The organism is Gemmobacter fulvus, from assembly GCF_018798885.1.
GTDB lineage: Bacteria > Pseudomonadota > Alphaproteobacteria > Rhodobacterales > Rhodobacteraceae > Gemmobacter > Gemmobacter fulvus.
In genome coordinates this window covers 1,964,205-1,985,796 of sequence record NZ_CP076361.1, presented here as the reverse complement: position 1 = coordinate 1,985,796, position 21,592 = coordinate 1,964,205, and the positions used below count along the sequence as shown (strand labels likewise).

Annotated in this window: 13 protein-coding genes; 7 read left to right on the top strand and 6 right to left on the bottom strand. The window is 66.4% G+C overall.

All coding sequences use genetic code 11. The annotated features are described in order from the left end of the window. The first annotated feature begins 1 nt into the window (after position 1). The 4 genes from KM031_RS09645 to KM031_RS09630 are packed head-to-tail and all read left to right on the top strand — an operon-like array spanning position 2 to position 4,591. On the top strand, positions 2 to 1,213 hold the full coding sequence (locus KM031_RS09645; protein WP_215505849.1) for an SfnB family sulfur acquisition oxidoreductase: 1,212 nt from the start codon (positions 2 to 4) through the stop codon (positions 1,211 to 1,213). Then, positions 1,213 to 2,601 (top strand): LLM class flavin-dependent oxidoreductase, encoded by a 1,389-nt coding sequence (locus KM031_RS09640; RefSeq protein ID WP_215505850.1) that lies wholly within the window; start codon positions 1,213 to 1,215, stop codon positions 2,599 to 2,601. The genes KM031_RS09645 and KM031_RS09640 overlap by 1 nt, the downstream gene beginning before the upstream one ends. Further along, on the top strand, positions 2,598 to 3,737 hold the full coding sequence (gene ssuD / locus KM031_RS09635; RefSeq protein ID WP_215505851.1) for an FMNH2-dependent alkanesulfonate monooxygenase: 1,140 nt from the start codon (positions 2,598 to 2,600) through the stop codon (positions 3,735 to 3,737). Before KM031_RS09640 ends, ssuD begins: the two co-directional genes overlap by 4 nt. An 8-nt stretch (positions 3,738 to 3,745) precedes the next feature. Next, complete coding sequence (locus KM031_RS09630; protein ID WP_215505852.1) at positions 3,746 to 4,591, top strand: amidohydrolase family protein; 846 nt, start codon at positions 3,746 to 3,748, stop codon at positions 4,589 to 4,591. Between the two features lie 75 nt (positions 4,592 to 4,666). On the opposite strand, the gene KM031_RS09625 is transcribed toward KM031_RS09630, so the two are convergent. The 6 genes from KM031_RS09625 to KM031_RS09600 form a co-directional block, all read right to left on the bottom strand. Further along, entirely contained in the window at positions 4,667 to 5,320 is a 654-nt protein-coding gene (locus KM031_RS09625) for a methionine ABC transporter permease (protein ID WP_215505853.1), read from the bottom strand. Beyond that, complete coding sequence (locus tag KM031_RS09620; protein ID WP_215505854.1) at positions 5,301 to 6,404, bottom strand: methionine ABC transporter ATP-binding protein; 1,104 nt, start codon at positions 6,402 to 6,404, stop codon at positions 5,301 to 5,303. Before KM031_RS09620 ends, KM031_RS09625 begins: the two co-directional genes overlap by 20 nt. Then, complete coding sequence (locus KM031_RS09615; RefSeq protein ID WP_215505855.1) at positions 6,401 to 7,207, bottom strand: MetQ/NlpA family ABC transporter substrate-binding protein; 807 nt, start codon at positions 7,205 to 7,207, stop codon at positions 6,401 to 6,403. Before KM031_RS09615 ends, KM031_RS09620 begins: the two co-directional genes overlap by 4 nt. 182 nt (positions 7,208 to 7,389) lie before the next feature. Beyond that, positions 7,390 to 8,835, bottom strand: a complete 1,446-nt coding sequence (locus KM031_RS09610) for an FAD/NAD(P)-binding protein (protein WP_215505856.1) — start codon at positions 8,833 to 8,835, stop codon at positions 7,390 to 7,392. A gap of 84 nt (positions 8,836 to 8,919) precedes the next feature. After that, complete coding sequence (locus tag KM031_RS09605) at positions 8,920 to 9,453, bottom strand: hypothetical protein (protein WP_215505857.1); 534 nt, start codon at positions 9,451 to 9,453, stop codon at positions 8,920 to 8,922. Positions 9,454 to 9,604: 151 nt separating this feature from the next. Next, the gene (locus KM031_RS09600; RefSeq protein ID WP_215505858.1) at positions 9,605 to 18,025 is read right to left on the bottom strand and encodes a glycoside hydrolase family 94 protein; all 8,421 of its coding nucleotides are present in this window, start codon (positions 18,023 to 18,025) and stop codon (positions 9,605 to 9,607) included. Between the two features lie 381 nt (positions 18,026 to 18,406). Between KM031_RS09600 and KM031_RS09595 the strand changes: the two genes are divergently transcribed. From KM031_RS09595 to arsJ, 3 genes are all read left to right on the top strand, one after another. Beyond that, entirely contained in the window at positions 18,407 to 19,237 is an 831-nt protein-coding gene (locus tag KM031_RS09595) for an arsenate reductase/protein-tyrosine-phosphatase family protein (protein ID WP_215505859.1), read from the top strand. A 12-nt stretch (positions 19,238 to 19,249) separates the two neighbouring features. Continuing rightward, positions 19,250 to 20,260, top strand: a complete 1,011-nt coding sequence (locus KM031_RS09590) for an ArsJ-associated glyceraldehyde-3-phosphate dehydrogenase (RefSeq protein ID WP_215505860.1) — start codon at positions 19,250 to 19,252, stop codon at positions 20,258 to 20,260. 81 nt (positions 20,261 to 20,341) lie between these two features. Continuing rightward, entirely contained in the window at positions 20,342 to 21,586 is a 1,245-nt protein-coding gene (arsJ, locus tag KM031_RS09585; protein ID WP_215505861.1) for an organoarsenical effux MFS transporter ArsJ, read from the top strand. Positions 21,587 to 21,592: the final 6 nt, after the last annotated feature.

The window sequence follows — 21,592 nt, the reverse complement described above, 5'->3', positions numbered from 1 at the left end:
CATGACCGCACCCCCTTCGCCCGCCAAGCCGCCACCCGAAGCCCATGTGATCCGGTCGGATCAGGAGGCGCTGGACATCGCGCACCGCCTTGCCGCGGATTTCGCCACCCGCGCCTTGCAGCGCGACCGCGACCGCATCCTGCCATGGCAGGAGCTGGACCGCTTCTCTGCGTCGGGGCTCTGGGGCATCACCGTGCCGCGCGCCTATGGCGGGGCGGCGGTGTCGATGGTCACCCTGGCGCAGGTGACGGCGATCATCGCGGCGGCGGATGGCTCTCTCAGCCAGATTCCGCAGAACCATTTCTATGCGCTGGAAGTGCTGCGCAGCGGTGCACGCGACGGGCAGCAACGGTTCTTCTTCCAGAAGGCCTTGCAGGGGCTGCGCTTTGGCAATGCGCTGGCAGAAATCAGTCATCGCGATTTCAAACGCCGCACCCGGCTGGTGCGCGCGCCGGACGGAATGGTGCTGCACGGGCAGAAATTCTATTGCACCGGCGCGATCTACGCGCATTGGATCCCGACGCTGGCGGTGGATGATGCCGAAGTGCAGCAGCTGGTATTCGTGCCGCGCCGCGCGCCCGGTGTGACCATCACCGATGATTGGGACGGCTTTGGCCAGCGCGTGACCGGATCGGGGTCTGTGGCCTTCGATCAGGTCACCGTGCAGCCGGAATGGGTCGTGCCGTTCCAGACCAGTTTTGAACGCGCCACGCCGATTGGCCCGGTGGCACAGCTGATCCATGCGGCGATCGACCTCGGGATCGGCAAGGGGGCCTTCGCCGCCACCCTGCCCTTCATCCGCGACCGTGCCCGCCCCTGGCTCGATGCAAAGGTGGAGACGGCGGCGCAGGATCCGCTGACTCTCGCCGGTCTGGGCGAAGTATCCGTGCGCCTGACCGCCGCCGAAGCCCTGCTGGAGCGGGCGGGCAGCGCGGTGGATGCGGCGATTGCCGATCCGACCGAAAGCACGGTCGCCGCCGCATCGGTGGCTGTGGCCGAAGCGCGGGTGCTGACCACCAAGGCCGGACTGCTGGCCGCATCGAAGCTGTTCGAGTTCACCGGCACATCGGCCACGCTGGCCGCTGACAACCTCGACCGGCACTGGCGCAATGTGCGCACCCATACGCTGCATGATCCGGTGCGGTGGAAATACCATGCCGTCGGCAATCATACGCTGAACGGCATCAACCCTCCCAGACACGGGGCAATCTGATGGCCGGACCTCTTGGAAAACACATTCTGGTCAATGCGTTCAACATGAACTGCGTTGGTCATATCAACCATGGTCAATGGGTGCATCCGCGCGACACTTCGGTGAATTACAAGCGGCTGGACCATTGGACGGAACTGGCCAAGACGCTGGAGCGCGGGCTGTTCGACGCGATCTTTCTGGCCGATATTCTGGGCGTCTATGACGTTTACGGCGCGGGCATCGACGTGACCGCGCGCGAAGGCGTGCAGCTGCCGGTCAATGATCCGCTGATGCTGGTGTCGGCCATGGCTTCGGTCACGCGGCACCTTGGCTTCGGCGTCACCGTCAATGTGAACAACGAAGCGCCCTATACCTTTGCCCGCCGCATGTCGACGCTGGACCATTTGACCGAGGGGCGGATCGGCTGGAACATCGTCACCGGCTATCTGGACAGCGCCGCCCGTGCGGTGGGACGCGATGGGCAGGGCAGCCATGACCTGCGCTATGATCAGGCCGACGACTATCTGGAGGTGCTCTACAAGCTGTGGGAGGGATCCTGGGAGGAGGATGCCGTGCGCGCCGACCGCAGCGCGCGCGTCTATGCCGACCCGGCCAAAATCCACCCGGTCCACCATCGGGGGCCGTTCTACAGCGTGGATGGCTATCACCTGTCGGAACCGTCACGCCAACGCACGCCGGTGCTGTTTCAGGCGGGCACTTCCGGGCGCGGGCAGCTGTTCGCGGCGCGGCATGCCGAATGTGTGTTCATCTCGGCCCCCGATCCGGCGGCGGCACGGGCCATGGCGCGGTCGATCCGCAAGGCGGTGGCCGATGCAGGTCGTGATCCGGCAGATGTGCGCATCCTTGCAGGCATTGCGGTCATCGCCGATCACAGTGCCAAGGCCGCCCAGGACAAGCTGGCCGAATATCGCGCCGTCAGCTCGCCCGAAGCCGGGCTGGCGCATTACTCGGCCTCGCTGAACATCGACTTTGCGCGCTATGGGCTGGATGATCCGATCCCCTTCGGGCAATCGAATGCCATCCAGTCGGCGGCGAAGATCGCCGAAAGCCGGGGTTATACCAAACGCGTGCTGCTGAACCAGCTGGCGCTGGGCGGGCGGTATCCGCTGGCCGTGGGCACGCCGGTTCAGGTGGCCGACACGCTGGAGGACTGGATCCGCGAGGGCGAGATCGACGGCTTCAACCTGACCCGCATCGTCGCCCCTGAAAGCTATGCCGATTTCGCCGATCTGGTGGTGCCCGAACTGCAAACGCGCGGCAGCTACAAGACCGGATATGGCGAGGGATCTCTGCGCCACCGGATTTTCGGCAAGGGCGACCGCCTTCCCGCCACCCATACGGCGCAGGGGTTTCGGCCCCGCGCCCCCCTGCTCGGAGCTGCCGAATGACCCCGCCCGATATCTTCTGGTTCCTGCCCACCTCGGGCGATACCCGCTATCTTGGCACCTCGGATTTTGGCCGCGCGCCCTCGCATGGTTATATCCGCGATATTGCCGTGACGGCCGACCGGCTGGGCTATGACGGCCTGCTGATCCCCACAGGGGCCTCGTGCCAGGACCCTTGGGTCACGGCGGCCAGCCTGATCGACGCGACCACGCGCATCAAGTTGCTGGTGGCGTTGCGCACCTCGATCATGGGGCCGACCGCCTCGGCGCGGCAGGCGGCAACGCTGGATCAGGCGCTGAACGGGCGGTTGCTGCTGAACGTCGTGCCGGGGGGCGATGCCACCGAACTGGCCGCCGATGGCGTGTTTTTCAGCCATGATGGCCGCTATGAGAATGCCGATGAATTCCTGACCGTCTGGCGCAGGCTGATGGCGGGCGAGACGGTGGATTTCGAGGGCAAGCATGTCACGGTGAAGGGCGCGCGGAACTTTCACCCCGCCGTGCAACGCCCCCATCCGCCGCTGTATTTCGGCGGCTCTTCTTCGGCGGCGCATGATCTCGCGGCCCGGCATGTCGATGCCTATCTGACATGGGGCGAGCCCCCGGCGCAGGTGGCCGAAAAGATCGCGGATGTGCGGGCGCGGGCCGCCAAGCACGGGCGCACGCTGCGCTTCGGCGTGCGGCTGCATGTCATCGCCCGCGAGACGGAGGCCGAAGCCTGGGCCGAGGCGGATCGCCTGATCTCGCGTCTGACCGATGCCGAGATTGCGGCGGCACAGGCCAATTACGCCAGAATGGATTCCGTCGGGCAGGCGCGCATGGCGGCCCTGCACGGCGGGCGGCGCGACAATCTGGTAATTGGCCCGAACCTGTGGGCCGGTGTCGGGCTGGTGCGCGGCGGGGCGGGCACGGCGCTGGTTGGCAGCCCCGAACAGATCGTGGACCGGCTGCGCGACTATCAGGCGCTGGGGGTCGATACCTTCGTGCTGTCGGGCTATCCGCATCTGGAAGAAAGCATCCGCTTTGCCGAACTGGTCTTTCCGCTGTTGGGCAAACGCGCGGTCACGCTGCGCGACAGCAGCCAGACCGGCGGCGCCTTTGATGTGCGCCATGTTCAGAAACAAACCTCTGCAAGCTGAGAGATCCCATGAATATCATCGACATGCGCTGCCGCCCCGCCTATTTGCACGATTTCTTCGGCAAGACGCCGGGCGGGCCGGATTATGATGTGGTGACCTGGCTGAATGGCCGCGTCGGCACCCGTGGGGATCTGGACCATTTCACCCGCTCGGCCACGCACGAGGGCTTTCTGGCCGAAGTGCGCGATGCCGGACTGACCAAGGCGGTGGTGGTCGGGCGCCACACGCCAACGCAGCATCTGCCGAATGACACGATCCACCAGATTGTCAGCGGCTCGCCGCTGCTTGAGGGCATCGGTTCGGTGGATATCGTCAGCATGGGCCGCCAGACCGCGCTGGACGAGGCAGAGCGCGCCATCCTGACGCTGGGCCTGCGCGGAATTGATGTGGAGCCGGGCTTCGGTTCGCCCTTCCGCCATGCCGATGACCCGGTGTTCTTTCCGCTCTATGATCTGCTGTCGGCCCTGAACGTGCCACTGTTCCTGATGAGCGGCCCGACCACCCCCGACCCGCGCTATAACGACCCCGCGCCGGTGGCCAATGTGGCGCGGCAGTTTCCCCGGCTGAAGATCGGCGTCTTTCACGGCTTCTGGCCGCAGGTCGCGGGCATCATCGGCGTGGCCTTCCGGCATGAAAACGTCTTTCTGATCCCCGACATGTATCTGTTCCAGCCCGGCAGCCAGCTTTACATTGAGGCCGCCAACAGCTTTCTGGCCGATCAGCTGCTGTTCGGATCCTCCTATCCGTTCCGCCCAATCCGCCAGAGCATTGACGATCTGCAAGGCCTTGGCCTGAAGGACAGCGTGTTGCCTAAGGTGCTGCATGACTCGGCGGCGCGTCTGCTCAATCTGTGACAGGCGCCGACAGGCAGAAAGGGCCGGGAGTGATCCCGGCCCTTTTGCGTTGCGACAGGGGCTGCATCCCCCGCGCTACCGCGCCCGCAAGTGACGGACAGCAGTATCCCCCGCGCCCTGCACGAGGCTGACCAGAGCGACGAGGATCACAATCACGGCCACCATCACCGTGGTGTCAAACCGCTGATACCCATAGCGGATGGCCACATCGCCGAGGCCCCCGGCCCCGACCGCGCCCGCCATGGCAGAGGCACCGATCATCGACACCACCGTGATGGTGAAACCGCCCAGGATTCCCGGCAGCGCCTCGGGCAGCAGCACATGGCGCACGATATGCCAGCGGCTTGCCCCGATGGACTGCGCCGCCTCGATCAGGCCGGGATCGACCTCGCGCAGCGACACTTCGGCAATGCGGGCAAAGAACGGCGTGGCCGAAATGGACAGCGGCACCACCGCCGCCCAGACGCCGATTGTCGTGCCGGTGATCAGGCGGGTGACGGGGATCAGCGCGACCAGCAGCACAATGAAGGGCACCGCCCGAAAGCCGTTCACGATGGCCCCCAGAACACGGTTCAGGCGCGGTGCGAGGAAAAAGCCGCCCGGCCCGGTGGTCACCAGAAACACCGCCAGCGGAATGCCCGCCAGAACCGCGATTCCGGCCGAGGCCGAGACCATCAGCACCGTGTCGAAAAAGGCGTTGATCAGCCGGTCAATCATTTGCGGCGACATACCCGAGGCTCCTGTTGCGATAGGGAAGTTTGGACAGATCGGCCCCCGGGCCGACCAACAGCACCAGCCGGCCCACCGCATGGCCCTGAATGGGGTCGACCTGCGCCTGAACCAGCCGCACCGGCCCACCGGACTGCTGCGCCAGCGCTGCCAGATCCGGCAGGGCATCGCCCTCAAGGCTCAGCTCGACCACCTGAAGATCGGTTGCGCTTGTCGCCCGCGCCGTCAGCCGCGCCGCAAGATCGGCGGGCAGATCTCGCCGCAACGGGCGCAACAGAGCCTGCGTCGCGGCATGTTGCGGTGCTGCGAACACCTGCCAGACCGGGCCGGTTTCGGCAATCTGGCCGCGCTCCAGCACCAGCACCCGGTGACAGATTTCGCGGATCACGCTCATCTCATGCGTGATCAGGATGATGGTCAGGCCCAGCCGTTTGTTGATGTCGCGCAGCAGTTGCAGGATCGACAGCGTGGTTTCCGGGTCCAGCGCCGAGGTCGCCTCGTCGCACAGCAGGATCTCGGGGCGGTTCACCAGCGCCCGGGCAATGCCGACCCGCTGCTTCTGCCCCCCGGACAGGCGCGAGGGATAGGTGTCTTCCTTGCCCTCCAGCCCGACAAGATGCAGCACCTCGTCGACGCGCCGGTCTACCTCGTGCCTAGGCACACCCGCGATGCGCAGGGGCAGGGCCACATTCTCGCGCACGGTTTTGGCGGACAGCAGGTTGAAATGCTGGAAGATCATGCCGATCCGGCGGCGCAGCTGCATCAGGCCCGCTTCGCCCAAACCGGCAATATCGGCCCCATCCACCAGAACGCGGCCCTCGGTCGGCGATTCCAGCCGGTTGATGCTGCGCAACAGGCTGGATTTGCCCGCGCCGCTGCGGCCGATGATCCCGAAAATCTCGCCCGCGCTCACCTCCAGCGTAACGTTCCGCAGGGCCTGCACCTCGCCCGCCGACGAGACATAGGTTTTGCCCAGCGCCTCGAACCGCACCGATCCCCCTGATTTCCGCGCCTCGGCGACCGGGGCGGCACGCGCCCCCGCCTCGGTCTGCGTCGGAAAGCCGATCGCAATCGCCCCGGTCATCGCAGCAACCACGCAAGGACATAAAGCTTGTCACTGCCCGCAAAAGAGGTGTGAATCTGATCCTTCACCGCCTGCGAGCTGTGGAATAGATTGACGAATTGCTGGATCTTCGGGTCATTCTCTTCGCCCGCGCGGCTGACGAAGCTCACGTTGAAGATCTTGTCCTCGACCCCGGAATAGATCAGGCCAGATGTCGGATCGAACGCGCCCGACGCCACGATGAAATGCGGATAACCCTGCGCCAGATCCACATCCGGCGTCACATGCACCAGCTGCGGGCCTTCAACCTCGGTGAATGTCAGGTTCTTGGGATTGGCGGTGATGTCATCCACCGTGCCTTTGAACCCCACACCGTCTTTCAGCGTGATCAGCCCGGCCTTGGCCAGCAGCAACAGGCCGCGGCCCTGATTCACCGGATCATTCGCAATCGCCACGCTGCCCCCTTCGGGGATGTCTTGCAGCGAGGCGTGCTTGAGCGAGAAGAAGCCGAAGTTTTGCAGGATACCCGGGGCCACCACGCTGAAATCAAAGCCCTTTTCGGCCTCGACATTTTCAAGGAAGGGCTGGTGCTGGAAGAAGTTCAGGTCAATGTCCTTGGCATCCAGTGCAAGGTTGGGTGTGTTCCAGTCGCTGAACTCGATCACCTCCACCTCCAGCCCCTGCTCTTTCGCCTCGGCGGCGGCCACGCCCACCGCATCGGCATAGGCCCCCGGCACCACCCCGATCTTCAGCGGCGCGGCAAAGGATGGCAGGGCGGTGGCAAGCGCCAGTGCGGCAGCAAGGCCAAGTGATTTCAATACCATGGTCGGTTTCCTTCTGATCTGGAGCGACAGGCGACGCCTATCACGACTAACTTTGTCGATATAAAGCTAGCGGCGCTTTCCGCCTGCGGCCATTCCAAATTGCTGCGCCTGCAAAGAGGCTTTCTTCCCAAGGCCGACCCGCGCAGAGAAGGAAATTCGCCGCGCGGCCAACCGGATCTGCCTCAGCCCACAACCGCTGCGGGCTGTGGCAAGTCGGCGACCAACTGACGGGCCAGATGCTCTGCCCACGCGGTGACCTCGGGCACGCCCATCAATTCGCCCACGGTGCCGCGCGCCAGAGGACCAGCGACGAACAGCCCCGGCACGGCAGCACCCGCCTGCCCGATGGCGCGGCCCTGTGGCGTCGTCGCAATCCCCAGCGCAAGCGGATCGGGCTGCACCAGCCCCTGTTCCTGCAGGCTGGCAAGCGCCGGATTGCCCGCAATCACCTGCCCATGCGCCGGCCCGGTGGCAAGGATCACCCGATCCACCGTCAGATGCGCCAGATGGCTGCTGCCGCGCGGGCGGATCGTCGTCAGAAGCCCCTGCGGCGTCCGCGCCACGCCAATCAGCCGCGCCGCATGAAACTCCACCCGACCGGCGCGCTCGGCCCGGCTTACGATGTCATGCGTCTGCGGGGCGATGCGAAATCTGTGGATGTCCCACAGGGCGCGCAGATGGCGCAGAAAGCGCCTGCGCTCTGCCAGCGGCAGCGCCGCCCAGATCGCCGGGCCCTGCGCGCGCAGCCGGTCAAACACCGCGTGCCAGCTCAGCCCGCGCGCCGCATCCGCCGCCAGCGCCTTGCGCACCCTGCGCAGCAGCGTCAGCGCCGTGCGTGCCGGACCTTCGGTGAACTCTGCCGTCGTTTCCGCCTGTTTCGGGCCATGCGGTTGCGACCGCCAGCCATGCCGCGACAGGATCTGCACCCCGCCCCGCTGCCCCTGCCGTATCAGACTGCACAGAATATCCGCCGCGGTCAGGCCCGATCCGACGATCAGCACCCGCTCTTGCGGGGAGACCGCCGCCAGCACGCCGGGGGCAGAGGGATCCTCGATCAGCGCCGGATCGTGGCGCAGCGCTGCCAGCTCGGACGGCAGGGCCGGGGGTGGATGCGAAACCGCAAGCACCACCTGATCCGCCGTGACGATGGCCCCGGACGCATCCTGCACCGCGAATTGCGCCCCGGTGGCGCTGATCCGCGTGACCGCGCTTTGCCGATGCACCACCCGACCTGCCGCAATCAGCGGTGCCAGATGCGCGGCAACATACTGACCGAACACCGCGCGGGGGGCAAAGATCTCGCCCGCCAATGTCGCACTGCCCGGTGCCAGCAAGGGCGCGGCCTCCGAGGTGAGCCAGCGCTTGAAATGCAGCGGATCTTCAATCGCCAATGTCATGCGGTGATCGGGCACATTCAGCCGGTGATCGGGATCGGGGGTCGAATAGGCCAAGCCGCGCCCCAGCTCTGCGCGCGGTTCAAACACCACGATGCGGCCCGGACGATCCTTCAGCACCTGCGCCAGATGCCAGGCGACCGCCGCACCGCTATAGCCACCACCGACGATGGCAATGACAGGACCGGCAGGACAGACGGCCGCCGGAGTGACTGGAACGCTGGTGAAATACATGAGGAGTTTTCCATTGTGATCATGGGTTCAGTCCCGCAGCCCACAGGGCCACGGGACGAGAGAGGGTGAGGGGCAAAACACGGATCAGACCGGCCCGGCCTGCGGCGCGCGGGCATAGGCCCGCCAGCGGCACAGGCGCATCACGGTCGCCGCGATCATTCGGGCGCGCTCGGCCTGTATCTGACCAAAGGATGCCAGCGGGCGTTGATCCCGCAGCGCGCAGCCAAGCTCCGCCGCCAGATGACGGGCCATCGCGCGGCGCGGCGCATCGGCCTTGCGGCCCACCACGATCTGCACCGCGGCAGCCCGGGGTAGCCGGTCACAGCTCTGCCCCGGCGCGATTACCGGATCGACCAGCAAGACACGGGTCTGCGCCAGATGCGGCCACTGCGCCAGAACCGCCGCCACCAAGGGCACAACGGCGCCCTGCGCCACGATGGCATGCCCGGGATGGGCAAGGATCGCCTCGCCCACCAGAAATTGCTGAACCGGATTTTCAGGGTCGGGCCGCTCTGTCAGCACCAGGGCTTGCCCGCCTGCCGTGGCCGCGCCCAATCCGGTCTGCCGCAGCAGGCCGGATTGGGTGGCGGGCCCCGAGATGGTCAGAATACGAGTCATGGCAGCCTCCATTGTCATGGAGATAAATCTACCAATCCTGTCGTGATTTGGTTTCTATAGTTGGGGGTCCAGACAAGGGTTCTGTTCTCTTGCAGCGGGGCTTGGGGATGGGTTTTGTCTTTTGCGGCGCGGCTGCCCGCCGCGCCCACCCTCAGGCATCCGGTGGCAGGCGCAGATGCAGCACATGCGCCGCCCCGTCCAACGGCACCCGCAGGCCGCCCGGCCCAATCTCTGTGCCCGGCGTCGCGGTATCCCCCCCCTGCACCACGCGAATCTCCAACTGCGTGCTGCCGATCCGAAGCTTTGCCGAAAAGCCCGGCCAGTCGCGTGGCAGGCAGGGGTCGATGCGCAGATGGTCGCCCTCGCGGCGCAAGCCAAGGATGCCCTCGACTGCGGCACGATACATCCAGGCCGCCGAGCCGGTATACCAGGTCCACCCGCCCCGGCCCTCATGCGGCGCAACCGAATAGACATCGGCCGCCACCACATAGGGTTCCACCTTGTAACGCTGCACCCCTTCGGGTGTCAGCGCATGGGTGATGGGGTTAAGCATGCCGAACAAGCGCGCCGCACCATCGCCATCGCGCAACTGCGTCCGCGCCAGAACCGCCCATATCGCCGCATGGCTGTATTGCCCGCCATTTTCGCGCAAACCGGGCGGATATCCGGCGATATAGCCGGGGTCGGGGCCAAACTCCGGGGCCGCATTGTCAAATGGCGGGGTGAACAGCAAGGCAAGCTTCGCCTCGGGGCGGATCAGGTTCCGGTCCAGCGCCTGCATCGCCTGCGCGGCGCGCACAGGGTCGGCCTGCCCGGACAACACCGCCCAGGATTGTGCGATGGAATCGATCCGGCACGCCGCACCGCTGGCCGAGCCCAGCCAGCTGCCATCATCAAAGGTGGCGCGACGATACCATGCGCCGTCCCAGGCCTCGCGCTCCAGAGCGGCGCGCAGGGTTTCGGCATGGGCCTGCCAGCGCACAGCCCGCGCCGGATCCCGCTGCGCGGCCAGCGGCGCAAACATCGCCAGCGTGCGCAGCAGCAGCCAGCCCAGCCAGACGCTTTCGCCCTGCCCGCCCTCGCCGACGCGGTTCATGCCGTCATTCCAGTCGCCCGTGCCCATCAATGGCAGACCAAGCCGCCCCGTCAGGGCGATGCAGCGATCCAGACCAAGGGCGCAATGCTCATAGAGCGGCGCGTGATGCGCCGATGGATCGGGCAGAAAGAAGGCGTCATGCTGACCGGGGGCAAGCGAAACGCCCTCGATGAAAGGCACCATCTCGTCCAGCACCGCAGCATCGCCGCTGGTGGCGACATAATCGGCCACGGCATAACCAAGCCACACGCAGTCATCCGAAATCCGCGTGCGCACCCCCTGCCCGGAATGGGGCAGCCACCAATGCTGCACATCGCCTTCGGGAAATTGCCGCCCGGCCGCCCGGAGCAGATGCGCCCGCACCCGGCCCGGCTGCGCCATCGTCAGCGCCATGCCATCCTGCAATTGATCGCGGAACCCGTAGGCCCCGCTGGCCTGATAGAACCCGGCCCGCGCCTGCACCCGCGACGCCAATGTCTGATACTGCAACCAGCCATTGACCAGAATATCCATCGCACGGTCCGGTGTTTCAATCTGCACCGTGCCCAGAACCTCCTGCCAATGCGCCTCGACCTCGGTCAGCAGCGCATCCAGATCGGCATGGCGCAGCCGGTCGATCAACGCGCGCGCCGCCTCGGGCGAGGCGGTCTGCCCCAGAAAATGCGCCACCTCCACACTGTCTCCGGGGGCAAGATCCACGCTGCGGGCCAGCACCATGCAGGGGTCGTGCCCGGCCCCTTCGGCAGCAGCCAACGGCACTCCCGTCATCAATGCCAGCGGGGCCGACAGATCGCCGCCATGGCCCAGAAAGGCGGTGCGGTCTGTGGTGAAGCCGGTCTGGGTGCCACCCAGATCGGCAAACATCACACGATCCGGGAAGGCCATGTTCCACGGGTTGCGCGCAAACAGGGCACCGCTCTGGTCATCGCGCCCGGTGGTCAGGAACGGCGCGGTGGCCGCACGTGACAGGCCCATGACCGGCTCGGCATAGGCCAGCACCGTCAGCCGCCTGCGCCGCCCCGACAGGTTGCGTAACGTCAGGCGCGAAATCTTGGCGGGGGCATCCAGCGGCACATATTGCAGCAGATCCAGCGCCAGCCCGCCCGCCTCATGGGTGAAGCGGCTATAACCAAAGCCGTGCCGCGCGGTATGAAGGCCCGCACTGCGCAGGGGCCGGGCGGTCGGCGACAGCAGCTCGCCCGTCGCCTCGTCGCGGATATAGAAGGCCTCGCCCGCCGGATCGGCCACCGGGTCATTCGACCAGGGGGTCAGCCGGTTTTCGCGGCTGTTTTCTGCCCAGGTGCTGCCGCTGCCGGTGGCCGACACCTGGAAGCCGAAGCCGTCATTGGCGATCACGTTGACCCAGGGGGCCGGGGTCGTGGCGCCGGTAGCGAGGACCGTCACATATTCACGGCCCTGCCGGTCAAACCCTCCCAGGCCATTGAAAAATTCGGTGACAGGCGCGTCGGTGGCAGGCACCCCGGCCAGCGGGGTTGGCCGCAGCGCCTGCCGCGCGGGCAGCGCGGCGGCGGGCAGAGCCGAACCTTCGGACAGCGCCGCCGCGATCTGATCGGCCAATGCGCCGCGCCGAGCCAACAACACCACCCGCGCGGTGGCCGCCAGCAGGGCGCGCGCCTCGGCGGTCATCAGATCGGCCCGCAGCGCATGAACCGCCCCGCCCGCCGCCCCGGCGCGGGCGGTATTACTGCTGCGCAGCGCCGCCTCGATCGCCGATTGCAGGCTTTGCACATACGAGGGCGGATGCTCGTTCAGAATGACGACATCCACCTCAAGCCGTTTCATGCGCCAATATTCATGGGCCAGCAGCACATCATGCACTGCGGGCATGTCGGCCTGATCGTCGATCCGCAGCAACACAATCGGCAGATCGCCGGAAATGGACATCGGCCACAGTCCGGATTGTTTACCCGCCCCATGCAGGATGGCCCCAGCCGACGCCCGGAACCGCGCATCGGGATAAAGCAGCGGCGCGGCCAGCTGTTGAAACTCTGCCGCCTGCGCCGCATCCACGCCCAGATGCCGCAGCTGCACCTGCGCCTGCGTCCAGGCCAGCGTCTTGGCCCGATCAAACGCGTTACGGTCATGGTGCTGGTCGATCAGATCAATCACCTCGGCCCGCGAGGCCGCAACCACCGTCCAGAAGGCCAGCCGCACCGTGCCACCCGGCGCAATGCGCAGCCTTTGGCGCAGGGCAAACACCGGATCCAGCACCGTGCCCACGCTGCCCGTCAGCGCCGCATCGCCACTGATCGCCTGCGCATGGGCCATGTCATTGTCGCGGCCCAGAAATGCCGCGCGGTCGGTTTCATATTCCATCGCCGCCGCAGGCTCGCCCTCGACCACCAGAAAATGCGCCGCCCAGACCGGGCTTTCTTCCGGGCTGCGTGGCCTGCGCGTGGCCAGAAGCGCGTGGAACTCCGGCAGATATTCGGTCTGCACGAACATCTTGGCAAAGGCCGGATGCGCCTCATCCGCCGCAACCGTCGTCAGCACCAGCTCGGCGCAGGAGGTCACGTCGATCTCGCGCGGGCGGCGCGAGGTAGAGGTGACGCAGATCCGTCGCACCTCGGCATCATGTTCGCCCGACACCACAATATCCAGCGTGGTCGCCAGGGTGCCATCGGTTCGCGAAACGATGGCGCGATCTTCAAAGAACTGCACCTCGCGGTGCTCGGCCACATCTCCGGCGCCGCTGAGATGATGCACTGCGCCACTGCGCACATCGCGCAGCCAGAATTGCGTGCCGCCGCTGTCGCGTGTGGCATCCGCCTGCCAGCGCGTGATGGCGATGTGCCCCCAGCGGCTGTAACCGCCGCCACGCGCCGTCAGCATCACCGAATACCGGCCATTGGACAGAAGATGGGTAACGGGCGGGCCCTGCGGCACCCCTTCGATCCGCGCCATCCGCTGCATATCCGCCACGGCGGGATTTCCGGCCGGGGTTTCTTCGGCGCGGGGATGGGCGTTCACGATGTCGCGCGGGATGCGCTCTTGCAGCAGCAGCTCGGCGGCGCGGATCATCGGCTCGGCGTGAAAGCGCGCGCGCATCCGGCCATCGTGCAGCGCATTGGCAATGGCCACAAGCGTCATGCCCTGATGGTGTGCCATGTAACTGCGCACCACCGCGACGGTCGCCCCTTCGGGCACGCGCGAGGGCGTGAAATCCATAGCCTCGAAAAAGCCGAAGCGGCCCAGCCCACCCCGCGCCGACAGAGCCGCGAAATTGCGATGAGCCGCCAGCGGGTCGATCATGGTTGCCAGCCCGGTTGCATAGGGTGCAATCACCAGATCCGCCGCAAGCCCGCGCTTCAGGCCCAGTCCGGGGATGCCGAAGGTGGAATACTGGTAGTTCATTTGCACATCACGGGCATTGAACCCGGATTCCGATACGCCCCAGGGCACATTGCGCTGCTGGCCATAACGCTGCTGCTGCGCCACCACCAGACGGTTGGTCTGGCCCAGCAAGCTGTCGTCGGATTCCTGCATCACCAGGGCCGGCATCAGATATTCGAACATGGAGCCTGACCAGGACACCAGCGCCGCCCCGCCTTTCAGCGGCGTTGCCGACCGGCCCAGCCGGAACCAGTGGCGCGCCGGGGCGTCTTTCTTGGCGATGGCAAACAGGCTGGCCAAGCGCGCCTCGGACGCCAGAAGGTCATAACAGCTTGGATCCAGCGCGTTTTCAGAAACGGAATAGCCGATCGACAGCAGTTTGCGGTCCGGATCGAGCAGAAAGGCGAAATCCATCGCAAGCGCCAGTTGTCGCGCCTGCGCGGCCACGGCGGCAAGGCGCGACGGCAGGCCCGCAGAAAGCGCGGGGTCGGTGTCCTGCGCATGCTGGCCCAGCTCGCGGTGCAGGGCATCCAGCCAGAGCTGCGCCTCGGTCATGCCATCGCCCGCAGGCACCGCAGCCCGCGCCTTGCTGGCAAGGCGCTGCAGCGCCAGCCAGCCGGGATCGCCCGCGACAGGCGCAAGCAGCCCCGCCTCGATCTCATCCAGCAGATCACCAAGCGGGGCTGCCGTCGCACCGGGGGCCATGCGCGCCAGATGCAGCGTATCCAAAAGCCCGGTGCGGATGTCGCCGGGGGTGGCATCCTGTGCCCAGCCCTCGCAGGCATTGGCCACCGCAATCAGATGGCCCGCCAGATTGCCGCTATCCACCGATGACACATACACAGGCTCCAGCACCCGCCCGTCCTCGGTGCCGTACCAGTTGTAGAAATGCCCTTTGAACTTTGGCAGGGCCGCCATCGCGGCCAGCGTCAGTTCCAGCCGTTCGGTGGTGCGCAGAAGGCCCGACCAGCCGAAATCGCGCGCCGCAACGGCAGACAGCAGATAGAGCCCCATATTGGTGGGCGAAGTGCGCCGGGCCGTCACGCCAACCGGGTCTTCCTGAAAATTATCCGGCGGCAGATGGCCGTCGGCCTCGGTCACGAAAACCTCGAAATACCGCCATGTCCGCCGGGCAATGCGGCGCAGATCACGCGCGGCCTCGGCGGGCAGGGGTCTGTCCTGTGTCGCGGGATGCGCGGTGCTGATCCAGAAGGCAATGGCCGGAGCCAGCAGCCACAGCGCCGCAAAAGGCAGGATCAGCGGCAGCGCCGCCGGGGCGGCCAGCCCGGCAGCAACGCTGACGGTCAGGCCCAGACCCACCCCTCCCGCCATGCCGCGCGCCACCCCGGCAAGGCCAGGCCGGGGGCCGCCCGCCGCTTGTGCCGCCGTCGTCCACTCCAGCAGATTGCGGCGCGACACCCCCAGCCGCCAGAAGGTGCGCAGGATGGCATCCCCCATGCGCCAGGCACTGTCGGCCAGAAAGGTCAGGCCAAGCCCGGTTTGCAGCAGTGCAAGGCGCAGATCCGCCAGCGACTGCCGCAGATGGCTTTCCACATGCAGGCCAGTGCGGCGCGGAATGACCCCCATCAGCATCGGCACCAGCACCGGCAGCGCCACCGCCGCCAGCACCAGCAGCGTTGCCAGCAGCGCCGCCGGGCCGGGCAGCACCCAACCCAGCGCCAGCACCGCCAGCGTGAGCGGCGCGACCAGCGCGCGGCGCAGGTTGTCGACCATCTTCAGCCGCCCCAACAGCGGAATACCCGGTGCCACCAGCCAGGGCAGCAACTGCCAGTCGCCGCGCGTCCAGCGATGCTGGCGGCGGCTGGCCACATCGTGACGATCCGGGAAAGCCTCGACCAGCTCCACATCCGAAACCAGCCCGGCACGGGCAAAGATGCCTTCCAACAGATCATGGCTGAGCAGGGTGTTGTCGGGCACCCGGCCCTCCATCGCCGCCGCAAAGGCATCGACATCGTAAATGCCCTTGCCGGTGAAAGAGCCTTCGCCGAACAGATCCTGATAGATGTCCGAGGTAGCCGCCGCATAGGGATCCATGCCACCGGGGCCAGAGGTCGCCTGTTGAAACAGCGTGGCCTTGTGGCCGCTTGCCAGCGCGGGCGTCACGCGCGGTTGCAGGATGCCATGGCCCTGCGTGACCCGGCCCAGCGCCGTATCCAGAACCGGGCGGTTCAGCGGATGGGCGATCTTGCCGACCAGCCGCACCGCCGCATCGCGCGGCATCCGCGTATCGGCATCCAGCGTGATGACATAACGCACATCGGCGGGCACCCAAGGCACCTGCCCGTCCGCAGTGACAAAGCCGGTATCCTGTGCCCCGCGCAGCAGGCGGTTGAATTCATGCAACTTGCCGCGCTTGCGCTCCCACCCCATCCAGACCCCTTCTGCGGCGTTGTAGCGCCGGGCCCGGTGCAGGTGCAGAAAGCGCGGCCCGGCGGGGCCGGGTGCATGGCGCTGATTCAGCGCCGCGATTTCAGCCCCGGCCAGCGCCAGCAACGCGGCATCGCCCGGCATCTGTTCCGTCGGCGCATCCAGCCCGTCTGTCAGCAGCACAAAGGTCATGTCGCCGCCAGTGCCAGACAGGTGATGCACTTCCAGCCCGTCGATCTGGGCGCGCAGATCGTCGCTGTCGGTGATCAGCACCGGCACCGCCACCACGGTGCGCAGGGCAGAGGGCACCCCCGCCTTCAGCTCCAGCCCCGGCAGCCGCACCGCCCCCACGCTGGCGGCGGCGATCCGGTCGACCAGCGCAACTGCAACCGCGCTGGCCGGAAGCACGGCAAGCATACCCCACAGCCACAGCACCAGTGACCCGCCACCCCAGGCCAGCAGCGCCGCAACCGACAACCCGACCAGCCCAAGCGTCACCGCAAAAAGCGCCCCGAAATAGCCGCGCGGCCCCGCCGCCAGCCCCCATCGGCGGATGCGCAAGGGCAGCGGCGCGCGAAACCCGATATCCGTTTCAAACGCCGCACGCCCCCCCCCGATCAGATGCCAACCAGGGTCCGCCCCGCGCAGATCGCGCGCCGTAGCGGCACGCGCAGCGGCGCGATCGGCCACCTCGGCTTCGGTCAGATCACTGCCCCGCGCCAGCGCCTCGACCGCGCTGCGATAGAGATTGCGGCTGGGAAAATCCATCGCGCCATAGTCGCCATGCTGACGTAACCCGGCCTCGACCAGACTGACGCTTTCAAAAAGGTCGGCCCAGTCGATTTCGGAGATCGCGCGCATGCTGGTGATCACATTGCGCAGCGTGACGTTCGAGGCCCCCTGCCGCTCTTGCGCATGGCGCACCACGCTGTCGATGGATGCGCCCTGCGCGGCCAAACGCTCTTCCAGCCAACCCAAGGCCGGGTTCGTGCGTGGGTCGCGGTCGCGCAGGCGTTTGGCCAGTTGCGCGGCAAACACCTCTGACAGCGGCCCGGAGGAGCGGCGCTCGATTTCGGCGAACAGCGCGGCATGGGCCTGACCCGGCGCGCAGATCCGGTCGGCCAGTGTATCGGCCTCCAGCCGCCGCAAGCGCCCCATCGTCATCTGATCGGACAGGCGGCGCAGATTTTCGATCAGCACGATGCGCAGGGTGATCGCCACCGCCCAAAGCTCGCCAATCGTGAGCGGCTGCACCGTCTGATAGGCCACCAGAAAGCGGCGCAGAACCTCCGGGTCGAAATGGCTGTCGGTATGGGCCACAAAGGCCCAGGCAATGCCAAACACGCGCGGATACCCGGCAAAGGGCCCGCTCTCCAGCTTGGGCAGCAGCCGATAATAGCCGGGCGGCAGATCGGTACGGATCTCGCGGATCTGCGCCTCGACCAGATGGTAATTGTCCAGCAACCAATCCGCCGCCGGCACCACTTGCCGCCCGGCGGCCAGCTCGCGCGAAATGGCCCGGTAGGCCGCCAGAAGCTGCGCGGTATTGTCATCCAGCCGATGTTGCAGCGGCGGCACGCGGCGCGGACGCAGCGCCACACGCTGTGCGGTGGCAAGGGTCAGAGCATGTTGCTCCATCCGCTCGATCCCGAACAGCTCGGCACGGATCGGGGCCGCATCCGCCCAAGGCAAGCCGTCCGGCGCAATCCCGGCCCCTGACAGCACGGCGGTCATGCCATCACTCCCGGGCGGGCCGCCGTTTCGGGATCCATCGTCCTGTGCGTCTGCCACTGTGCCATGGACGGTATCCTTTGATGGTCCGGGCCCATCGGCACGGAAGGTATAGGCGCCCGCCATTTGCCCGGCAGGTCGCAACAGGGGTGCAAATGCCCCGCAGGGCGCGGGGATCGCGGCAAATCGGCACGTCAAGAAGGTGGATCAGAGCGGAGAGGGCCTCGACGCTCGATACAAGATCACAGGATTTCACATGGGAACGATGACCGTCGATTACAAGCAAACGAGCAGGAAATGGGCCTGTCTCCGCCGAACCCGACCCCCGAATGGGTCATGAAACTTTCACTTGGGGATTGCCATTAAATCCATTATTCCTGATTTATGGAAATAAATATCGCAACCCAGGCCTTCACCGCCCTCGGACATCCCGGTCGCCTGTCGGTGTTCCGCCTTCTCGTGCGGCGCGCCCCCCAGGGTGCCCGCCCGACCGAGATTGCCGAGACGCTGGCCCTGAAACAGAACACGCTGTCGCATTACCTGGCCGATCTGGAGTCTGCCGGCCTGATCGGGGCCACGCGGGAAGGGCGATCGCTGATCTATAGCGTCGACATGCAACGGGCCGGTGATCTTCTGGGCTATCTCGTCAACGATTGCTGCCGGGGGCGGCCTGATCTTTGTGCGCAACTTCTTCAACAGGGGGCAAGTCCCGTCATGTCCACACAGCCTTTCAACGTGCTGTTCATCTGCTCGGGCAATTCTGCCCGCTCGATCTTCGCCGAAGCCATCCTGAACGCCACCGCGCCAGACCGCTTTCGCGCCTTTTCGGCGGGCACCCGCCCCGGCACGCAGCTCAACACCTATGCGGTCGAGGTGCTGCAACGCGCCGGGCTCGACACTTCGGCCCTGCGCTCCAAACATATCTCGGAGTTTGAAGCGCCCGACGCCCCGCAGATGGATTTCGTGTTCACCGTCTGCGATGCCGCCGCAGCCGAAGAATGCGCGCCCTGGCCGGGCCAGCCGATCAGCGCCCATTGGGGCGTGCCCGATCCGGTCAAGGCAACCGGCACCGATGCCGAAAAGGCGCTGGCTTTCGGCAAGGCCTTTTCCGAACTGAACCGGCGCATCATGGCCTTCTCCGCCCTGCCCGTCGACCAGCTTGACCGCCTCGCGCTACAGCGCAGCGTCGACCATATCGGTCGCGATCAGGCCTGAAAGGAACGCCCCATGCCCCGTATCGCCCTCAACGGCCTTGGCCGCATCGGCAAACTCGCCCTGCGCGATCTGATCGACACTGGCGCAGGCGGTGACATCGTGCTGATCAATGATCCGCAAGGCACCCCGGAACAGCACGCCCTGCTGATGGAGTTTGATTCCGTGCATGGCCGCTGGCGCGCACAGATCACCCATGACGCCAACAGCCTGACCCTCAACGGCAGCCGCATCCGCCTCACCACCGCCAAACGGATCGAAGACCTGCCGCTGGCCGACCTGGGCGTGGATCTGGTAATCGATTGCACCGGCGTCTTCAAGACAGCGGCCAAGGTGCAGCCCTATTATGCGGCTGGCGTGAAAAAGGTGATCGTCTCGGCCCCGGTCAAGGACGGCGGGGCACTGAACATCGTCTATGGCGTGAACCACGACGCCTATGATCCGGCCCGGCATCATCTGGTGACGGCGGCAAGCTGCACCACGAATTGCCTCGCCCCGGTGGTGAAGGTGATCCATGAAACCCTCGGCATCCGCCATGGCGCCATCACCACCATCCATGACGTGACCAATACCCAGACCATCGTGGACCGCCCTGCCAAAGACATGCGCCGCGCACGTTCGGCCCTGATGAACCTGATCCCGACCACCACCGGCTCCGCCACCGCCATCACCCTGATCTACCCCGAACTTGCGGGTCGCCTCAACGGCCATGCCGTGCGCGTGCCCCTGCTCAATGCCTCGCTCACCGATTGCGTGTTCGAAGTGGCAAGGCCGACAACCGCCGAAGAGGTGAACGCCCTATTCAAGGCCGCCGCCGAAGGCCCGCTCCAAAGCATCCTCGGCTACGAGCCGCGCCCGCTGGTCTCCTGCGATTTCACCAATGACCCGCGCTCGGCCATCATCGACGCGCCCTCCACCATGGTCATCAACGGCACCCAGGTGAAGATCTACGCCTGGTATGACAATGAATGGGGCTATGCCTGCCGCCTGGCCGACATCACCCGCATGGTGGCGCAGCACTTCTGACCCCTTTCATCTTGGCGCAAATATCCTCGGGGGTCCGGGGGCAGACAGCCCCCGGCGCGCCCCGTCTGGCAAGGACCCCCCATGACCGCTGCAAACCCGTTTCGTGCCTATATGGCGGTGACTGCCGCCTATTGGGCCTTCATGCTGTCCGACGGCGCGCTGCGGATGCTGGTGCTGCTGCATTTCAACGGGCTGGGCTTCACGCCCATCCAACTCGCCTGGCTGTTCCTGCTCTATGAGGTTGCGGGCATCGTGACCAATCTTGCGGCGGGCTGGATTGCCGTGCGGTTCGGGTTGGCCTCCACGCTCTATGCCGGGCTGGCCTTGCAGATCGGGGCACTGGCGGCGCTGGCGCAGCTTGATCCCGCCTGGAGTGTTGCCGCCTCGGTCGCCTTCGTCATGGCGGTGCAGGGGGTCAGCGGCGTCGCCAAGGATCTGGCCAAGATGTCGTCGAAATCGGCAGTCAAACATCTGGCGCCCGCAGGTGATGGCACATTGTTCCGCTGGGTGGCGGCGCTGACCGGATCGAAGAATGCGGTCAAGGGGGCCGGGTTTTTCATCGGCGCGGCGCTGCTGGCGCTGGCCGGGTTTGATGCCGCCGTCTGGGGCATGGCCGCAGCATTGGCCGCAATCCTGATCGCGGTCGTGCTGTTCCTGCCGCCCGGCCTGCCTGCCGGGCAAAAGGGTGCCAGGCTCTCGGCCATCTGGTCCACCGACCGCCGCATCAACCGCCTGTCGCTGGCGCGCATGTTTCTGTTCGGGGCGCGGGATGTGTGGTTCGTGGTGGGGATTCCGGTCTATTTTCAGACGGTCCTGTCGGATGGCACCCCGGATGGCCGCCGCGCCGCGTTTTTCCTGATCGGTGGTTTCATGGCGCTGTGGATCATCGCCTATGGCGCTGTGCAGGCCGCCGCGCCAAAACTGCTGGCGGCCAAGGGCAAGCCCGAAGCGGCCATTGTCGCCAAGGCCATCGCCTGGGCCGGGTGGCTGGTGCCCATCCCCTTTGCACTGGCCGCCGCCGCCGCGACGGTCACAGCCCCCGCCCTGTGGCTGACCCTGACGCTGGTGGCCGGGCTTTTGCTGTTCGGCTTTGTCTTTGCCATCAACTCGGCCGTCCATTCATATCTGATCCTCGCCTTTTCGGATGCGGATCGGGTGACGATGGATGTGGGCTTCTACTATATGGCCAATGCGGCGGGGCGGCTGGTTGGCACGCTGCTGTCGGGGATCAGCTATCAACTGGGCGGCCTGCCGCTCTGCCTTGCCACGGCGGGCGTGATGGCGGCGGCAAGCTGGATCAGCGCCCGCCGCCTGCGCCAGACCTGATCCCCC

What these genes read in the sequence shown, in the direction of transcription:
- KM031_RS09640 (WP_215505850.1), top strand. Translation starts at nt 1,213, where the DNA reads ATGGCCGGACCTCTTGGAAAACACATTCTGGTCAATGCGTTCAACATG.
- KM031_RS09610 (WP_215505856.1), bottom strand. Translation starts at nt 8,835, where the DNA reads ATGTATTTCACCAGCGTTCCAGTCACTCCGGCGGCCGTCTGTCCTGCC.
- KM031_RS09605 (WP_215505857.1), bottom strand. Translation starts at nt 9,453, where the DNA reads ATGACTCGTATTCTGACCATCTCGGGGCCCGCCACCCAATCCGGCCTG.
- arsJ (WP_215505861.1), top strand. Translation starts at nt 20,342, where the DNA reads ATGACCGCTGCAAACCCGTTTCGTGCCTATATGGCGGTGACTGCCGCC.
- KM031_RS09625 (WP_215505853.1), bottom strand. Translation starts at nt 5,320, where the DNA reads ATGTCGCCGCAAATGATTGACCGGCTGATCAACGCCTTTTTCGACACG.
- KM031_RS09600 (WP_215505858.1), bottom strand. Translation starts at nt 18,025, where the DNA reads ATGACCGCCGTGCTGTCAGGGGCCGGGATTGCGCCGGACGGCTTGCCT.
- KM031_RS09590 (WP_215505860.1), top strand. Translation starts at nt 19,250, where the DNA reads ATGCCCCGTATCGCCCTCAACGGCCTTGGCCGCATCGGCAAACTCGCC.
- KM031_RS09620 (WP_215505854.1), bottom strand. Translation starts at nt 6,404, where the DNA reads ATGACCGGGGCGATTGCGATCGGCTTTCCGACGCAGACCGAGGCGGGG.
- KM031_RS09615 (WP_215505855.1), bottom strand. Translation starts at nt 7,207, where the DNA reads ATGGTATTGAAATCACTTGGCCTTGCTGCCGCACTGGCGCTTGCCACC.
- KM031_RS09595 (WP_215505859.1), top strand. Translation starts at nt 18,407, where the DNA reads ATGGAAATAAATATCGCAACCCAGGCCTTCACCGCCCTCGGACATCCC.
- KM031_RS09630 (WP_215505852.1), top strand. Translation starts at nt 3,746, where the DNA reads ATGAATATCATCGACATGCGCTGCCGCCCCGCCTATTTGCACGATTTC.
- KM031_RS09645 (WP_215505849.1), top strand. Translation starts at nt 2, where the DNA reads ATGACCGCACCCCCTTCGCCCGCCAAGCCGCCACCCGAAGCCCATGTG.
- ssuD (WP_215505851.1), top strand. Translation starts at nt 2,598, where the DNA reads ATGACCCCGCCCGATATCTTCTGGTTCCTGCCCACCTCGGGCGATACC.